This is a genomic window from Paenirhodobacter sp. YD-8 (assembly GCF_056590935.1).
Map to the genome: position 1 here is coordinate 2,392,977 of NZ_CM152649.1, position 16,150 is coordinate 2,409,126.

14 protein-coding genes are annotated in these 16,150 nt (G+C 69.5%); 8 read left to right on the forward strand and 6 right to left on the reverse strand.

Annotation, left to right across the window (positions count from 1 at the left end):
- The first annotated feature begins 156 nt into the window (after nt 1-156).
- The 3 genes from surE to AC0QTQ_RS11635 are packed head-to-tail and all read left to right on the forward strand — an operon-like array spanning nt 157 to nt 2,946.
- Nucleotides 157-945: a 5'/3'-nucleotidase SurE gene (gene surE / locus AC0QTQ_RS11625; protein ID WP_121534753.1), complete on the forward strand. Its 789-nt coding sequence runs from the start codon at nt 157-159 to the stop codon at nt 943-945.
- On the forward strand, nt 942-1,610 hold the full coding sequence (locus AC0QTQ_RS11630) for a protein-L-isoaspartate(D-aspartate) O-methyltransferase (protein WP_121534754.1): 669 nt from the start codon (nt 942-944) through the stop codon (nt 1,608-1,610). The genes surE and AC0QTQ_RS11630 overlap by 4 nt, the downstream gene beginning before the upstream one ends.
- 49 nt (nt 1,611-1,659) lie before the next feature.
- Nucleotides 1,660-2,946, forward strand: a complete 1,287-nt coding sequence (locus tag AC0QTQ_RS11635) for a peptidoglycan DD-metalloendopeptidase family protein (RefSeq protein WP_480256716.1) — start codon at nt 1,660-1,662, stop codon at nt 2,944-2,946.
- 165 nt (nt 2,947-3,111) lie between these two features.
- Here the strand turns inward: AC0QTQ_RS11635 and AC0QTQ_RS11640 are convergent, their stop codons facing one another.
- Entirely contained in the window at nt 3,112-4,200 is a 1,089-nt protein-coding gene (locus AC0QTQ_RS11640; RefSeq protein WP_480256717.1) for an ABC transporter ATP-binding protein, read from the reverse strand.
- 61 nt (nt 4,201-4,261) lie between these two features.
- Complete coding sequence (locus tag AC0QTQ_RS11645) at nt 4,262-5,041, reverse strand: SDR family oxidoreductase (protein ID WP_121534757.1); 780 nt, start codon at nt 5,039-5,041, stop codon at nt 4,262-4,264.
- A 165-nt stretch (nt 5,042-5,206) separates the two neighbouring features.
- On the opposite strand from AC0QTQ_RS11645, the gene AC0QTQ_RS11650 reads away from it, so the two are divergent.
- Complete coding sequence (locus AC0QTQ_RS11650) at nt 5,207-6,211, forward strand: Hint domain-containing protein (RefSeq protein ID WP_480256718.1); 1,005 nt, start codon at nt 5,207-5,209, stop codon at nt 6,209-6,211.
- Nucleotides 6,212-6,373: 162 nt separating this feature from the next.
- Here the strand turns inward: AC0QTQ_RS11650 and AC0QTQ_RS11655 are convergent, their stop codons facing one another.
- Nucleotides 6,374-7,342, reverse strand: a complete 969-nt coding sequence (locus AC0QTQ_RS11655) for a DUF808 domain-containing protein (protein ID WP_480256719.1) — start codon at nt 7,340-7,342, stop codon at nt 6,374-6,376.
- A 152-nt stretch (nt 7,343-7,494) separates the two neighbouring features.
- On the opposite strand from AC0QTQ_RS11655, the gene cobS reads away from it, so the two are divergent.
- Nucleotides 7,495-8,469: a cobaltochelatase subunit CobS gene (gene cobS, locus AC0QTQ_RS11660; protein WP_121534760.1), complete on the forward strand. Its 975-nt coding sequence runs from the start codon at nt 7,495-7,497 to the stop codon at nt 8,467-8,469.
- Between the two features lie 47 nt (nt 8,470-8,516).
- Nucleotides 8,517-8,894: a hypothetical protein gene (locus AC0QTQ_RS11665; RefSeq protein ID WP_480256720.1), complete on the forward strand. Its 378-nt coding sequence runs from the start codon at nt 8,517-8,519 to the stop codon at nt 8,892-8,894.
- Nucleotides 8,895-8,971: 77 nt separating this feature from the next.
- Here AC0QTQ_RS11665 and AC0QTQ_RS11670 read toward each other — a convergent pair whose 3' ends face one another.
- A complete protein-coding gene (locus AC0QTQ_RS11670) occupies nt 8,972-9,556 on the reverse strand; it encodes an NADPH-dependent FMN reductase (protein ID WP_480256721.1) in 585 nt (194 codons plus the stop codon).
- Between the two features lie 199 nt (nt 9,557-9,755).
- Between AC0QTQ_RS11670 and cobT the strand changes: the two genes are divergently transcribed.
- Nucleotides 9,756-11,630, forward strand: a complete 1,875-nt coding sequence (gene cobT / locus AC0QTQ_RS11675) for a cobaltochelatase subunit CobT (RefSeq protein ID WP_121534763.1) — start codon at nt 9,756-9,758, stop codon at nt 11,628-11,630.
- Nucleotides 11,630-13,429: an aminopeptidase P family protein gene (locus AC0QTQ_RS11680; protein ID WP_480256722.1), complete on the forward strand. Its 1,800-nt coding sequence runs from the start codon at nt 11,630-11,632 to the stop codon at nt 13,427-13,429. Before cobT ends, AC0QTQ_RS11680 begins: the two co-directional genes overlap by 1 nt.
- A 66-nt stretch (nt 13,430-13,495) precedes the next feature.
- On the opposite strand, the gene AC0QTQ_RS11685 is transcribed toward AC0QTQ_RS11680, so the two are convergent.
- A complete protein-coding gene (locus tag AC0QTQ_RS11685; RefSeq protein WP_480256723.1) occupies nt 13,496-14,671 on the reverse strand; it encodes an acetate/propionate family kinase in 1,176 nt (391 codons plus the stop codon).
- Nucleotides 14,668-16,056 carry a bifunctional enoyl-CoA hydratase/phosphate acetyltransferase gene (locus AC0QTQ_RS11690; RefSeq protein WP_480256724.1) on the reverse strand — a complete coding sequence of 463 codons (1,389 nt, stop codon included), beginning with the start codon at nt 16,054-16,056 and terminating at the stop codon, nt 14,668-14,670. Before AC0QTQ_RS11690 ends, AC0QTQ_RS11685 begins: the two co-directional genes overlap by 4 nt.
- Nucleotides 16,057-16,150: the final 94 nt, after the last annotated feature.

The window sequence follows — 16,150 nt, forward strand, 5'->3', positions numbered from 1 at the left end:
GGAGCGCAGCGGGGGGCAGAGCCCCCCTCGCCGCCCGCACCGCAGCGCTGCCCTGCGACCACACATCTCCCGGAAATCCCGACGCATGCACCCCGTCGCTTGTCGCGCCGGGCCTTGCGGGCTAAGCAGGGGCAACACGAGCCGGACGGGGACTTCATGCGCATTCTGATCACCAATGACGACGGCATCCACGCGCCGGGGCTCGAGGTTCTGCTCGACCTTGCGACCGAGCTGGCCGGACCCGAGGGCGAGGTCTGGACCGTCGCCCCCGCCTTCGAGCAATCGGGCGTCGGCCATTGCATCAGCTACACCCGGCCGATGATGATCGCCAAGCACGGCCCGCGCCGCTATGCCGCCGAGGGCAGCCCGGCCGATTGCGTGCTGGCGGGGCTTTACGACGTCTTCGAGGGCGGCAAGCCCGATCTGGTCCTCTCGGGCGTCAACCGCGGCAACAACTCGGCCGAGAATGCGCTCTATTCCGGCACGCTCGGCGGGGCGATGGAGGCGGCGCTGCAGGGCGTGCCCGCGATCGCGCTGAGCCAGTTCCTCGGGCCGGACTGCATGGCCCCCGGCATGGACCCGTTCGAGGCCGCCCGCGTGCACGGCCCCGCGCTGCTGCGCCAGCTGTGGCAGAAGGGGATCTGGGACGATGGCCCCTATCGCGTCTTCTACAGCATCAACTTCCCGCCGGTGCCCGCCGCCGCGGTGAAGGGCTGGAAGGTGGCGCCGCAGGGCTATCGCACCGACAGCTTCTTCTCGGTCGAGCCGCATCATTCGCCGACCGGGCGGCGGTTCCTCTGGGTCAAGGGCGGCCCGCAGCACACCGCGACCGCCCCCGGCACCGATGCGGCGCTCAACCTCGAGGGCTGGATCTCGGTCACGCCGATGCGCTGCGACCTCACCGCCCATGACGTTCTGGCCGAGCTGGAGGCGCGCCTCGCATGACCGACACGCCCGAGGAGGACGGCATCGAACCGATCGCCGAGCGCAAGATGCGCTTCCTCTTCGCGCTGCGCTCCAAGGGCGTGACGGATGCGCGGGTGCTGGCCGCGATGGAGAAGGTCGACCGCGGCCCTTTCGTGCGCGGCCTCTTCGCCGAGCGCGCCTATGAGGACATGCCGCTGCCGATTGCCTGTGGCCAGACGATCTCGCAGCCCTCGGTCGTCGGGCTGATGACCCAGGCGCTTGGCGTCGGGCCGCGCGACACCGTGCTCGAGATCGGCACCGGCTCGGGCTATCAGGCGGCGGTGCTGAGCCTGCTCGCGCGCCGCGTCTACACCGTCGACCGCTATCGGCGCCTGGTGCGCGAGGCCTCCGAGATCTTCACCGCACTCGCCCTGCCGAACATCGTCGCGATCGCCGGCGACGGCACCCGCGGCCTGCCCGATCAGGCGCCCTTCGACCGCATCCTTGTGACCGCCGCCGCCGAGGACCCGCCCGGCCCCCTGTTGTCCCAGCTGAAGATCGGCGGTATCATGGTGCTTCCCGTCGGCCAGTCGGACACGGTCCAAAGCCTGATCCGCGTGCGGCGTCTCGAGACGGGTTTCGATTACGAGGAATTGCGCCCCGTGCGTTTCGTGCCGCTTGTCGAGGGCATGGCAAGCGACTGAGTTCAAGGCCCCGGCGACAGGGGCCACCAAGATGACGAGGACCGAGCCGATGACCGCTTCCCTGCGCCAGCCCCTTTCCCTGCCGCGCCGCACAGCACCGCGCCTGCTGCTGGCAGGCTGTGCGCTTGCCGCACTTGCCGCCTGCAGCAACATGGACGCCGACCTGCGCGGCTTCGGCAAGCTGGGCTTCGACACCAGCTCGGCCGCGCGCAGCGCGACCGCCGCCCGCCCCGAGCCCGACAGCCGCGGCGTGATCTCCTATCCGAACTTCCAGGTCGCTGTCGCCCGGCGCGGTGACACCGTCGCCACCGTCGCGACCCGGGCGGGCGTCAATGCCGAAGAGCTTGCGCGCTACAACGCCATCTCCTCGAACACGCCGCTGAACAAGGGCGAGGTGCTGGCGCTGCCGCGGCGCGTGGCCGAACCCGTGGCCACCGCCTCGGCCCTGCCCGCCGCGACCGCCCCCACCGCGACCGGGGCCGGCACCGAGCGCATCGACATCACCTCGCTCGCCTCCTCGGCGATCGACCGCGCCGCGGCGAGCAGCCCCGCCCCCGCCGCACCGAGCGCCACAACCGCGGCGCCCGCCCCGACGAAGACCGCCGCCGCCCCGGTTGCCGCAAAGCCCGCGACGGGGATGCAGCCCGCCTCGGCCGAGCCGGTGCGCCACAAGGTCGCCCGCGGCGAGACCGCCTATACCATCGCGCGCTATTACAACGTCTCGGCCAAGGCGCTCGCGGAATGGAACGGCCTGCCGGCCGATCTGAGCGTGCGCGAGGGGCAATATCTGCTGATCCCGGTCGCGACCGCCGGGGCCGCGCCGGCGAGCGCCTCGACCGTGACGCCGCCCGGCGCCGCCTCGCCCACGCCCGAGCCGCCCTCGGCCTCGAAACCGCTGCCGGCCGAAAGCCCGGTCAAGGCCTCGACCCCGGTCGACACCTCGGGCGTGCCGGACCTCGGTGCCACCCGCACCGCGGCCTCCTCGGGCTCGCAGCTGGTGATGCCGGTCGGCGGCTCGATCATCCGGCCCTATGTGAAGGGCAAGAACGACGGTATCGACATCGCCGCCGCCGCGGGCACCGCGATCAAGGCCGCCGATGCCGGCACCGTCGCGGCGATCACCAAGGACACCGAGCAGGTGCCGATCCTGGTGCTGCGCCACGCGAACGGCCTGCTCACGGTCTATGCCAATATCGACGGCATCGCGGTGAAGAAGGGAGACACGGTGAAGCGCGGCCAGGCGATCGCGAAGATCCGCGCGGGCGAACCGGCCTTCGTCCATTTCGAGGTCCGCAAGGGCTACGATTCCGTCGACCCGGTGCCCTATCTGCAATGACGCAAGCCGGGGGCGCTGCCCCCGCTTTTGCCTGCCGGCAAAATTCACCCCCGAGGTATTTCGGGCAAGGAGAAAGCACGGGCCTTTCCCGCTTCCAATTGCCGCAAATATCCCGGGGGGAGTCCGCAGGACGGGGGGCAGCGCCCCCCTTGCCCGCTCGTGGCCTCAGGCAGACGGAAAGACGAAGCAGCGGTCGCGGCGGATCATCAGCCACATCGGCGTGCCGGGCTTCGGCAGGAACACGTTCGGCACCGTCGCGCGCAGCACCGAGCCGTCGAACTCCATGCGGAACTCGACGAGGCTCTCGCGCCCCATGAAGCGGGCGCGCTCGACCACGGCGCGGGCAGGCGTGCCGTCCTGCACGGTCGGGTTCGGACCGCGGCCGGCGCGGTCGAAATCGATCTTCAGGTGCTGCGGCCGGATCACGATGTCGACGGCGGTGCCATCGGCCAGCCCCGGGGTCAGGAAATCGCCGAACGGCGTCGGCGTCAGCGCCCCCTGAACCCGCCCGGTGAGCACGTTGATATCCGAGAAGAAGGCCGCCGCCTTGCGGTCGACAGGCGCGTTGTAGAGGTTGTAGGGCGCGCCGCGCTGCACGATCCGGCCGTCCCGCATCAGCAAGATCTCGTCGGCCATCCGCATCGCCTCGTGCGGCTCGTGGGTGACCAGCAGCACCGCCGTGCCCTCCTCCTTCAGAAGGGCCAGCGTCTCGTCGCGGATGTCGTCGCGCAACCGCTCGTCGAGCCCCGAGAAGGGCTCGTCCATCAGCAGGATCCGCGGCCGCGGCGCAAGGGCACGGGCCAGCGCCACACGCTGCTGCTCGCCGCCCGAGAGCGCATGCGGCATGCTGTCGATGTGGCGCTCCAGATGCACCCGCTCGAGGAGTTCGCTGACCCGCGCGCGCTTCTCGGCCTTGCTTCCCGAAAGACCGAAGGCCACGTTCTCGGCCACGCTCAGATGCGGAAACAGCGCGAAGTCCTGGAACATCAGCCCGATCGCGCGCCGTTCGGGCGGCACGCGGAAGACGGTGTCGCACACCAGCGCCCCGTCGACGAGGATGCGCCCGCGGTCCTGCATGTCGACGCCCGCGACGATGCGCAGCGTCGTCGACTTGCCGCAGCCCGAGGGGCCGAGCAGGCAGGTCACCTGCCCCGCTGGAATCGAGAAGCTGACGTCGTCGAGCACCTGACGCCCGCCGAAGCTGCGCATCAGGCCCTCGACCTGCAGCCGGGGCGGAACGTGGGTCTGGGTCATTGCGGCTCCCGAGTGAAAAACTCGGGATTGGCCCTAGCATCCCCGCCCCGCCCGTGCAAGCTCACAGCGTCAGGTTCGCCGCGCCGCCGTCGACCAGGATGTTCTGCCCGACGATGAAGCCCGCATGGACCGAGCACAGGAAGGCGCAGGTCGCGCCGAACTCGGCCGGGGTGCCGAAGCGGCCCGCCGGGATCGCCGCCGCGCGCCGCGCCGCCGCCGCCTCGAGGGTGATCCCCTGCTCGGCCGCGGTGCGGCTGTCGAGCGCGATCATCCGGTCGGTGGCGTGGATGCCGGGCAGCAGGTTGTTGATCGTCACGCCGGCATGGGCGACCTGTCGCGAGGTGCCGGCGACGAATCCCGTCAGCCCGGCGCGGGCCGAGTTCGACAGCCCGAGCTGCGCGATCGGCGCGCGCACCGCCGCCGAGGTGATGTTGACGACCCGGCCCCAGCCGCGCTCGATCATCCCGGGCAGGCAGGCCTGCATCATCGCGATCGGGCTGAGCATGTTGGCGTCGATCGCGCGCAGGAAATCCTCGCGCGACCAGTCGCTCCAGAGCCCGGGCGGCGGGCCGCCGGCATTGTTCACCAGGATGTCGACCTCGCCCGCGGCCGCGAGCACCGCGGCGCGCCCCTCGGGCGTGGTGATATCGGCCGCGACCGGCACCACGGTGACGCCATGGCGTGCCTCGAGCGCATTCGCCGTCGCCGTCAGCGCCTCGGCGCCGCGCGCGTTCAGCACGATCTCCACCCCGGCCGCCGCGAGCGCCTCGGCGCAGCCGCGCCCGAGCCCCTTCGAGCCCGCGCAGACGATCGCGCGCTTGCCCCTGATCCCCAGATCCATTTTCCCCTCCGTCTTCCGTTCGTGGTCGGCGCAGGAAACACCGGAGACGGGGGGAAAGGCAATGCGCCACGCGCCCTTGACGCAAGCCCCCGCAGTTGCTTTACCGACCACAGGTCTTCTCAGGCCTTGCCGGAGCGCATTTCGCCCCGGAACAGGGAGCACACCATGACCTCAGCCCAGGCCCTGCCGCCCCAGACCGTCCACGTCTTCGACGCGGACCTGATCTGGGTGACCTCGGGGGCGAACCAGGGCGATGCGATCGACGTGCCCGCGCACAGCATCGCGGGCGATGTCTATCAGCTCGAGCGCGGCGCCACGCCGCTCAGGTTGCTGCTCGAGGCGGAAAACGGCGAGGGCTGTCAGCGCATCGCCCCGGGCTCCGAGGTCGGCACCCCGGGCAACACGATCACCGTCATCGCCCGTCATGTGATGATGACGCCCGAGGGCGACACCGTCGACATCCTGTTGCTGCGCGACGAGGCAAGCGGCGATCTCTTTGCCCTGCCGCTCTCGCCGATCGCGGCGCGCACCGATTACACGCTGCTCGAAGCGCAGGACGACCCGGGCTCGGCGCGGCTGAGCGACCTCGTCTGCGTCGCCTTCACCACCGGCACGATGATCACCATGGCCGGCGGCGCACAGCGCCCGATCGAGACGTTGCAGGCGGGCGACCGGGTGCTGACGCGCGATTCCGGGCCGCAACCGGTACGCCTTGTCGCCCGCGCCACGCTGCGCGCGCTCGGCTCGCTTGCGCCCGTGGTGATCTCGGCCGGCACGCTCGGCAACGAGGGCGACCTGATCGTCTCGCCGCATCACCGGATCTTCCTCTACCGGCGCGGCGAACGGCGGATCGGCGACACCTCGGAAATCCTCGTGCAGGCCAAGCACCTCGTCGACGGCGAACATGTCTGGCGGCGCGAAGGCGGCTATGTCGACTATTACGCGCTCGTCTTCGACCGGCACGAGATCATCTATGCCGAGGGCATCCCGGTCGAGAGCCTGATGGTGAGCGAGGCGACGCTCGGCCTGCTGCCAGAGCAGCTGACCGCCGAGATCCGCGCCCGCCTGCCGGATCTGAAGCACAAGCCGCATTTCGGCACCGAGGCCGGGCGCGAGACGGTCGAACGCGTCGGCCGCGCGAAGATCTTCCGGCCGCGCAACAAGGACTGAGGGCGCAGGGGGCGCTGCCCCCTCTTTTGCCTGGCGGCAAAATTCACCCCCGGGATATTTGGAGCAATTGGAAGATGGGCGCCGGCTTTCGCTTCCAATTGCCGCAAATATCCCGGGGGTGAGGCCCGAAGGGCCGAGGGGGCAGCGCCCCCTGCCCCGGTCTCAGTGCGCGCCACCCTTGCCGCGCAGGCGCGCGATCACCGGGTTGATGACCTTGGTCACCAGCGGCACCAGCGCCAGGCCGAAGGCCAGCCCGAAGATCCCGTCACAGGCCGCGGTGACGAGCCATTCGACAGTGCCGGCAAGGCTCTCTCCGACGCCGGCGGCAACCACGACGGCGAGGCGATGGATCGCCTCGTAGGGCGCCGCCCAGACGATTTCCGCCGCGCCATGCAACACGATCGAACCGCCAACCCAGAGCATCGCCGCCGTCCCCACCGCCATCAGCCCCGAGAGAAACCCCGGCATCACCTGGACAAGGCCGCGGCCGAAGGCGCGGGTCGGCGCGAGCCGGGCGTTGCGGGCAAGCCAGAGCCCGATGTCGTCCATCTTCACGATCAGCGCCACGCCGCCATAAACCGCCGCGGTGATGCCTAGCGCGACGACGGCAAGCGCCAGCGCCTCCATCCAGACCGGCTGCCCCGCCGGCAGCGCAGCGAGCGCGATGGTCATGATCTCGGCCGAGAGGATGAAATCGGTCTTCACCGCCCCCGAGACCTTCGCCGCCTCGAGATGGGCCGGGTCGCCGGTCTCCTCCGGCGCGCCATGGGCTGCCGCGGGGTGAAAGAGGTGAAGCACCTTCTCCGCCCCCTCGAAGCACAGATAGCTGCCGCCGAGCATCAGCAGCGGCGTGATCGCCCAGGGCGCGAAGGCCGACAGAAGCAGTGCCAGCGGCAGCAGGAAGACGAGCTTGTTGCGCACCGAGCCGAGCGCGATCTTGCCCACGATCGGCAGCTCGCGCGCCGCGGCGAAACCGTGCACATATTTCGGCGTCACCGCCGCGTCGTCGATCACCGCACCCGCAGCCTTGGCGCCGGCCTTCGCCGCCTGCCCCGCCACGTCGTCCACACTCGCCGCCGCGATCTTGGCGATCCCCGCCACGTCGTCGAGAAGCGCCAGAAGCCCGCTCATGGAAATCCCCATCCACCGTTTGCGGCAAGGTATGAAGCGGGCCGTCGCGATGCAAGGGCGCATGCCCGCCTGTATCCGGGACAATCCGCCCCTTGCGCGGCCTCGTGCGATGGTTCACAAATCCATCCGACCGCAGGATAAGGACGCCCGCCATGCTCGACACCAATGCCAAACCCACCGAAGAAATCGACGTGCGCGAGGTCTTCGGCCTCGACAGCGACATCAAGGTGAAGGGCTTTGCCGAGCGCACCGAGCGCGTGCCCGACCTCGACCCGACCTACAAGTTCGATCCCGACACCACGATGGCGATCCTGGCGGGCTTTGCCTACAACCGCCGCGTGATGATCCAAGGCTATCACGGCACCGGCAAGTCGACCCATATCGAGCAGGTCGCGGCGCGGCTGAACTGGCCTTGCGTGCGCGTCAACCTCGACAGCCACGTCAGCCGCATCGACCTGATCGGCAAGGACGCGATCAAGCTCGTCGACGGCAAGCAGGTCACGGTGTTCCACGAGGGCATCCTGCCCTGGGCGCTGCGCAACCCGACCGCGATCGTCTTCGACGAATACGACGCCGGCCGCGCCGACGTGATGTTCGTGATCCAGCGCGTGCTGGAAACCGACGGCAAGCTGACGCTGCTCGACCAGAACGAGGTGATCACGCCGAACCCGTATTTCCGTCTTTTCGCCACGGCGAACACGGTGGGCCTTGGTGACACCACCGGGCTTTACCACGGCACCCAGCAGATCAACCAGGGCCAGATGGACCGCTGGTCGCTGGTCGCCACGCTGAACTATCTCAGCCATGACGCGGAAACCGCGATCGTGCTGTCGAAGGCACCGCATTACAACACCGAGAAGGGCCGCAAGATCATCTCGCAGATGGTGCATGTGGCGAACCTGACCCGCACCGCCTTCATGAACGGCGACCTCTCGACGGTGATGAGCCCGCGCACGGTGATCGCCTGGGCGCAGAACGCCGAGATCTTCCGCAACGTCGGCTATGCGTTCCGGCTGACCTTCCTCAACAAGTGCGACGAGCTCGAGCGCTCGACCGTGGCCGAGTTCTTCCAGCGTCTCTTCGACGAGGAACTGCCGGAATCGGCCGCGGTGATCGCAACGCGGTGAGGCGCCGCGCGGCTATCATCTGTGCGGTGCTCCTTTGCGCACCGCACATGGCTCGTGCCAATGCGGCGGAAAAGATCAGCACCGCGCTGATCCCGCTGGATGCCGATCCGCAGGCAGCCGATCCTGTCTACCTGCAAAGCCGCTGCCGCGATTTCGTGACCGTGGTGCAAGCGCTGAAAGTGATCGCCGAAAGCAATCCGGTGACCGGGCGCAATGCCGCTGCGGGTGCGGCCTTCGAATGGGCCACCAGGGTCGATGGGGAGGCGAGCTTTCCGCTGGCCGTCCCTCGCGGCGAAGACGACGGATTCGGCCAGATCTATTTAGATGCCTTCAGCCCGATCGACGCGCGCACCCCGGAACCAAAGGCGGCGATCTACGCGCGCGACAAGGCGACCTGTGCGCCCCTGCTGAAAATGCTGCGATAATGCAAACGGCGCGCCCCTGGGCGCGCCGTTTCGTTTCGCGAGTGGTGTTTCGGGAGTGGGGGCCGGACGGCCCGGGCTCAGCCGCGGGCGGCCTTGGTGGCCTTCGCCCACCAGGCGATATCCTCGAGCAGTGCCTTCGCCGAGCCGGCGATATGGCCCTCGATCGAGGCCATCTCGCCGTTCTGGCCCAGGGGCGAGACCGCGAAGAAGTCGCCGCCACCGATATGCACGGCGTTGCGCACCGGCACCATCTGCAGCTCGACCGCGATCGCGCGCAGATGCTCGATCGCGCGGGCCGCGCCCACGCCGCCATAGCCCACGGCGCCCATCGGCTTCTTGCCCCATTCGACATAGGCCTGATCGAGCGCGTTCTTCAGCGAGCCGGTCAGCGAGTGGTTGTATTCGGCGGTGACGAAGATGTAGCCGTCGAATTCGGCGATCTTCTTCTGCCAGGCCTGCGCCTCGGGCGAGGCCGAGGGCATCCAGGCGTTCGAGGCCGCCTCGTTGAACAGCGGCAGGTTGAAATCGCGCAGGTCGACCAGCTCGAAGCTCAGGTCGGGGCGTTCCTTCGTCGCGAAGTCGAGGAACCAGTTGGCGGGCTTGTCGGCAAAGCGCGTGGCGCGCGTCGAGCCGATGATGATGGCAATCTTCGGGGTGCTCATGTCTGTCTCCGGTGGTCCGACGGGGCGCTTTCCGGCCCCGTTTGCAAGGTCACTATGATCGCAGAGAGCAAAGGCTCAAAGACATAGTTCTGTTCAGATCCGCACCGATCCGGTGCAGTGCGGAAAACGTGCCCGCAGCGGTGTGCCGCGGCCCCGCAAATCCCTTGCCGAGGGGGCGGCGGGGTGCTTTACCTGAGCCATGAGCAAGCCCATCGACAACCCCGCCGATCCCTTCAAGAAAGCCCTCGCCGAGGCGACCAAGACGCTCGCCGACGCGCCCGAGCTGACGGTGAGCTATTCCGTCGACCCTTCGGGGGTCTCGGGCGACCAGATGCGCCTGCCGCAGGTCAGCCGGCGGATGACGCGCGACGAGATCATGCTGGCGCGCGGCACCGGCGATGCGCTGGCGCTGCGCCGGCGTCACCACGACGACGCGCTCGGCGCGCGCTACCTGCCCACGGGCGACATGGCGCGGGCGCTTTACGAGGCGATGGAGGGGGCGCGCTGCGAGGCGCTTGGCGCGCGCGAGATGCCGGGCACGCTGACCAATATCGACGCGAAGATCGCGCATGAGGCCGAGCGCAAGGGCTATGCGCAGATCCGCTCGCGCGCCGAGGCGCCGCTGGCGGTGGCGGCGGGATACCTCGTGCGCGAGATGGCGACCGGGCGCAAGCTGCCGGCGGCGGCCGAGCATGTGCTCGACCTTTGGCGGCCGTTCATGGAGGAGGCGGCGGGCGACGCGCTTTCCCAGACCAGCGACCTGCTGGCCGATCAGGCGGCCTTCGCGAAGCTTGCCCGTCAGGTGATCGCCGATCTCGGCTATGGCGATCAGCTTGGCGAAGATCCCGATGAGGAGATGAACGACGAGGCCGAACCCGAGGAGGAGGCCGAGGAGAACGAGAACGGCGAAAGCCAGGATCAGGAGCAGAGCGAGCAGGACGACAGCGAGGCCAGCGCCGAAAGCTCGCAGGAGCAGACGCAGGACCAGCAGCAAAGCGCGGTGAGCAGCGACTCGGTCTCGGAAGACGAGCTGGGCGAGGAAATCGACATGCCCGCCGATGCCCCGCCCGAGCCGCCGGCGCCGCCCGCGGCTTCGCAGGCCGATCCGAACTATCGCGTCTTCACCACCGCCTTCGACGAGGAGATCCGCGCCGAGGATCTGGCCGAGCCGGTCGAGCTCGAGCGGCTGCGCGCCTATCTCGACCAGCAGCTCGAGCCGCTGAAGGGCGCCGTGTCGCGGCTGGCGAACAAGCTGCAGCGGCGACTGCAGGCGCAGCAGAACCGCAGCTGGGAATTCGACCGCGAGGAAGGCATCCTCGACGCCGGCCGTCTGGCCCGCGTGGTGGCGAACCCGACGATGCCGCTCAGCTTCAAGGTCGAGAAGGACACCGAATTCCGCGACACGGTGGTGACGCTGCTGCTCGACAATTCGGGCTCGATGCGCGGCCGGCCGATCTCGATCGCGGCGATCTGCGCCGATGTGCTGGCGCGCACGCTCGAACGCTGCTCGGTCAAGGTCGAGATCCTCGGCTTCACCACCCGCGCCTGGAAGGGCGGGCAGAGCCGCGAGCAGTGGCTGGCCGAGGGCCGCCCGCAGCAGCCCGGCCGCCTGAACGACCTGCGCCACATCATCTACAAATCGGCCGATGCGCCCTGGCGGCGGGTGCGCTCGAACCTCGGGCTGATGATGAAGGAAGGCCTGCTGAAGGAGAACATCGACGGCGAGGCGCTCGAATGGGCGCACAAGCGGATGCTCGCCCGCCCCGAGGCGCGCAAGATCCTGATGGTGATCTCGGACGGCGCGCCGGTCGACGATTCGACGCTCTCGGTCAACCCCGCGGTCTTCCTCGAGAAGCATCTGCGCGACGTGATCGCGATGGTCGAGAAGCGCCGCGCGGTCGAGCTGATCGCGATCGGCATCGGCCATGACGTGACCCGCTATTACCAGCGCGCGGTGACGATCACCGATGTCGAGCAGCTGGCCGGCGCGATGACCGAACAGCTCGCAAGCCTGTTCGACAGCGACCCGCGGGCGCGCGCCCGCGTCTTCGGCATGGCACGGGCAGCACGCTGATGTTTCAGGAATTTTCCGCGAAATCCTCGCCCGCGAACGGGCCCGTGCGTCTGGCCGCGCTGCGCCGCGAGATCGGGCGCGCGGGACTTGACGGCTTCATCGTGCCGCGCGCCGATGCGTTTCAGGGCGAATATGTCGCCGAAAGCGACGCGCGGCTCGGCTGGCTGACGGGCTTTACCGGCTCGGCGGGGTTCTGCATCGCGCTGGCCGATCGCGCCGGGGTGTTCATCGACGGCCGCTACCGCGTGCAGGTCCGCGCCGAGGTCGATCTTGGCGCCTTCACCCCGGTGCCCTGGCCCGAGGTGAAACCCGGCCCCTGGCTGCGCGAGCAGATGCCGCAGGGCGGCGCCGTCGGCTTCGATCCCTGGTTGCACACCCGCCGCGAGATCGAGGAGCTGGCGAAGGCGCTGGCCGGATCGGGCATCACGCTGGTCGAGAGCCGCAACCTCGTCAACGCGATCTGGACCGACCGCCCTGCCCCGCCGCGCGCCCCCGCACGCATCCACCCGGCCGAATTCGCGGGCGAGGACAGCGCCACCAAGCGCCGCCGCCTTGGCACCGCGATCGCCACCGGCGGCGCACGCACCGCGGTGCTGACGCTGCCCGACTCGATCGCCTGGCTGTTGAACATCCGCGGCGCCGACATCCCCCGCAACCCGGTGGTGCAGGCCTTCGCGCTGCTCGACAGCACAGGCGGCCTGGCGCTGTTCGCCGACCCCGCCAAGTTCGACGCGGCGCTTCTGGCCCATCTCGGCCCCGAGGTGCGGCTGGCCCCCTTCGACGCCTTCGGCGAGGCGCTGACCGACCTTGCGGGCCCGGTGCAGGTCGACCCGGCCACGGCGCCGCTGGCGGTCTGGCGGCTGCTCGAGGCCGCGGGCATTCCGGCGACCGCGGGCGAAGACCCCTGCATTGCCGCGAAGGCGCGCAAGAACCCGGCCGAGGTCGCCGGAATGGAGGCCGCGCATCTGCGCGATGCCGCGGCGCTGGCCGAATTTCTCGCCTGGGTCGATGCCGAGGCGCCGACGGGCGGGCTGACCGAGATCGACGTGGTGACGCGGCTCGAGGACTGCCGGCGCGCAACCGGCGTGCTGCGCGACATCAGCTTCGACACGATCTGCGGCGCGGGTCCCAACGGCGCGATCGTGCATTACCGGGTGACCGAGGGCACGAACCGCGCCGTCACCCCGGGCGAGCTGCTGCTGGTCGATTCCGGTGCGCAATATCCCGATGGCACCACCGACATCACCCGCACCCTGGCCGTGGGCCCTGTGCGTGACGACGCCCGCGCCCCCTTCACCCGCGTGCTGCGCGGGATGATCGCGGTGGCGCGCGCGCGCTGGCCGCGGGGCCTTGCCGGGCGCGATCTCGATGCGCTGGCGCGGGCACCGCTGTGGGAGGCGGGGCTCGATTACGACCACGGCACCGGCCATGGCGTCGGCGCGGCGCTCTGCGTGCACGAGGGCCCGGCGCGGATCTCGCGGATCTCGGACGTGGCGCTTGCGCCCGGCATGATCCTGTCGGACGAGCCCGGCTATTACCGCGAGGGCGCCTTCGGCATCCGGATCGAGAACCTGCTGCTGATCGAGGAGGCGCCGAAGCTTGGCGACGGGCGCGACCATCTGTGCTTCCGCACCCTCACTTGGGTGCCGATCGATCGCCGGCTGATCGTCGCCGAGATGCTGAGCACCGAGGAACGCGCCTGGCTCGACGGCTATCACGCCGAGGTGCTGGCCCGCGTCGCACCGCTGGTGAGCGCCCCCACTCGTGCCTGGCTCGAGGCGGCCTGCGCGCCGCTGTGACCCGCGGCAGCAAGATGTGAAAAAGGGCGGGGAGACCCGCCCTTTCCGGTTTCCGGGCCCGTGCGCTCAGAGCGTTTCCAGCACATGCGCCGCGGCGCGGGCGATGACGATTTCCTCGTTCGTCGGGATCACCAGAACCCGGGTCTTGCCGGTCGAGATCTCGCGCGCATGGGTGACGTTCTTCTCGGCATCGAGGGTGATGCCCAGCCACTCCATCCCCTCGCAGACCTGGGCGCGGACATTGGCCGAATTCTCGCCGATGCCGCCACAGAAGACGAGCCCGTCGATGCCGCCAAGCGCCGCCGCGATGCCGCCGAGTTCACGCCGGATGCGGAAGCAGAAATAGTCGATCGCCTCCTGCGCATGCGGATCGTCCGAGCTTTCGAGCGTGCGCATGTCGTTCGACACCCCCGACAGCCCCTGCAGGCCGGATTCCTTGTAAAGCAGCTCGGACAGCCCGTGGCTGTCGAGCCCGTCGGTGTCCATCAGATAGAGCAGCACGCCCGGGTCGATCTGCCCGGTGCGGGTGCCCATCGGCAGCCCGTCGAGCGCCGAGAACCCCATCGTGGTGTCGATCGGATGGCCGCCCTTCATGCCGCACATCGAGGCGCCGGAGCCCAGATGCGCCACCACCACCCGGCCCTTGTGCAGCGCAGGCTCGGTGCGGGCCAGCTCGCCGGTGATGTAGTCATAGCTCAGCCCGTGGAAGCCATAGCGCCGCACGCCCTTCTCGTAATAGCGCCGCGGCAGTGCGTAGGTGTCGTTGACGAAGGGATGCTCGCGGTGGAAGGCGGTGTCGAAACAGGCGATGTTCGGCACGCCCGGGAAGGTGTCGACGGCCGCACGCACACCGGCAAGGTTGTGCGGCTGATGCAGCGGCGCGAAGGGCGCGAGGCGGGCAAGCTCCTTCATCGTCGCCTCGGTCAGGCGCAGCGGCTCGGCGTGGTTCACGCCGCCATGCACCACACGGTGGCCGACGGCGATCACCTCGAGCCCCGGGAAGTCGGCCTGGAACACCTCGAGCGCGGTGCGCAGCGCGGCCCCGTTGGTGCGGAAGGCGGTCGGCGCATGCTCCGGCATCGGCAGGTTGCGCCCCGCCGCGTCGCGGATCTTCATCGCCGCCTCGCGCCGGCCGATGCGGTCGACGTGGCACATGGCGAGGGTCTCGAGCTCCTCGGTGAAGAGCCCGAGCTTGAGCGAGGAGGAGCCCGAGTTGACGGTCAGGATCGCGCGCGTGGTCATTTCGCCGCCCCCTTCACCCGGTTGTGGTGAATGGCCGCGACCGCCGCCGAGGCCAGCCGCGCCATCGCACTGTCAGACCGCGAGTTCAGGATCACCGGCACCTTGGCGCCCAGCACCAGCCCCGCCCCTTCGGCATGGCTGATATAGGCGAGCTGCTTGGCCAGCATGTTGCCCGAGTCGATGCCCGGCACCACCAGCACCTCGGCATGGCCCGCGACCGCGCCGCGCAACCCCTTGGTGCGCGCCGCGCCAATGTCGACGGCATTGTCCATGGCGAGCGGCCCGTCCACGACGCCGCCCTTGATCTGGCCGCGCTCGGCCATCTTCGACAGCAGCGCCGCATCGATCGAGGAGGGGATCGCCGGGTTCACCGTCTCGACCGCCGACAGCACGCCGACCTTCGGCACCTCGATGCCCAGCGAGATCGCAAGGTCGATGGCGTTCTGCACGATGTCGACCTTGGTCGCGAGATCGGGCGCGATGTTGATCGCCGCATCGGTGACCAGCAGCGGATGGGCCACGCCGGGGACGTCCATCACGAAGACATGGGTGAAGCGGCGCCCGATGCGCAGCCCCGTCGCCTTGTCGAGCATCGGGTGCAACAGGTCGTCGGTGTGCAGATGCCCCTTCATGATCGCATTCGCCCGGCCCTGGTTCACCAGATCGACAGCGAGCCGCGCCGCCGCCGCATCGGTCGGAACGTCGATAACCTCGTAGGCATCGAGCGACTTGCCAAGGCTTGCCGCCGCGCGCGCCATCTTGGCGCCGTTGCCGATCAGGATCGGCCGGATCAGCTTGCGCTCGGCCGAGATCAGCGCGCCATCAAGGGCATGTTCCTCGACCGGGCAGACGACGGCCGTGTCAAGCTCTGGCAGCCCCTCGGCCACCTCGAGCAGCGCCTGGAAATGGCGGTGGCGCTGCACGATCAGGCCGGGCACCTCGATCTCCTCGAAGCGCAGCTTGGCGGGCGGCGCCTGCACCGTCGCCTCGCCCTCGACCACCAGCGCGTCATCGCCCACCCGGCGCACCTCGGTGCGCAGCGTGATGCTGCCGTCGGGGTCCTTCGCGGTGACGGTGACGCGCGAGATCAGTTCCTCGCCCTCCGTCACCCGGGAATGGAAGGTCAGGGTCTGGGTCTTGTAAAGCGTGCCGGGGCCGGGCAGGAAATTGCCCAGCACCGCCGAGATCAGCGAGGCCACGAACATGCCGGGCGCCACCGCCTCGCGCTTGCCGTCGCCGTCGCCGTCCTCGGCCGCCAGGTGCAGCGGGTTGTAATTTCCCGAAGCGGCGGCAAAGACGTAGAAATCATCGGCGGTGCACAGGCGGCGCAGCTCGGCGCTCGTGCCCGGTTGCAGCTCGTCCCACATCCGGCTTTCCAGAATCATCGCGCGTTCCTTTCGATCTGTTCGCCAGTCCCGACTGTGTGCGGAGACCGGAGTTTCTGCAACCGCAACGCTGCGCCGCGGCATTTCCGGCCCG

Bases quoted from the DNA above. Each gene is read 5' to 3' on its own strand.
- surE (WP_121534753.1), top strand. From the start codon at position 157: ATGCGCATTCTGATCACCAATGACGACGGCATCCACGCGCCGGGGCTC.
- AC0QTQ_RS11630 (WP_121534754.1), top strand. From the start codon at position 942: ATGACCGACACGCCCGAGGAGGACGGCATCGAACCGATCGCCGAGCGC.
- AC0QTQ_RS11635 (WP_480256716.1), top strand. From the start codon at position 1,660: ATGACCGCTTCCCTGCGCCAGCCCCTTTCCCTGCCGCGCCGCACAGCA.
- AC0QTQ_RS11640 (WP_480256717.1), bottom strand. From the start codon at position 4,200: ATGACCCAGACCCACGTTCCGCCCCGGCTGCAGGTCGAGGGCCTGATG.
- AC0QTQ_RS11645 (WP_121534757.1), bottom strand. From the start codon at position 5,041: ATGGATCTGGGGATCAGGGGCAAGCGCGCGATCGTCTGCGCGGGCTCG.
- AC0QTQ_RS11650 (WP_480256718.1), top strand. From the start codon at position 5,207: ATGACCTCAGCCCAGGCCCTGCCGCCCCAGACCGTCCACGTCTTCGAC.
- AC0QTQ_RS11655 (WP_480256719.1), bottom strand. From the start codon at position 7,342: ATGAGCGGGCTTCTGGCGCTTCTCGACGACGTGGCGGGGATCGCCAAG.
- cobS (WP_121534760.1), top strand. From the start codon at position 7,495: ATGCTCGACACCAATGCCAAACCCACCGAAGAAATCGACGTGCGCGAG.
- AC0QTQ_RS11665 (WP_480256720.1), top strand. From the start codon at position 8,517: ATGGCTCGTGCCAATGCGGCGGAAAAGATCAGCACCGCGCTGATCCCG.
- AC0QTQ_RS11670 (WP_480256721.1), bottom strand. From the start codon at position 9,556: ATGAGCACCCCGAAGATTGCCATCATCATCGGCTCGACGCGCGCCACG.
- cobT (WP_121534763.1), top strand. From the start codon at position 9,756: ATGAGCAAGCCCATCGACAACCCCGCCGATCCCTTCAAGAAAGCCCTC.
- AC0QTQ_RS11680 (WP_480256722.1), top strand. From the start codon at position 11,630: ATGTTTCAGGAATTTTCCGCGAAATCCTCGCCCGCGAACGGGCCCGTG.
- AC0QTQ_RS11685 (WP_480256723.1), bottom strand. From the start codon at position 14,671: ATGACCACGCGCGCGATCCTGACCGTCAACTCGGGCTCCTCCTCGCTC.
- AC0QTQ_RS11690 (WP_480256724.1), bottom strand. From the start codon at position 16,056: ATGATTCTGGAAAGCCGGATGTGGGACGAGCTGCAACCGGGCACGAGC.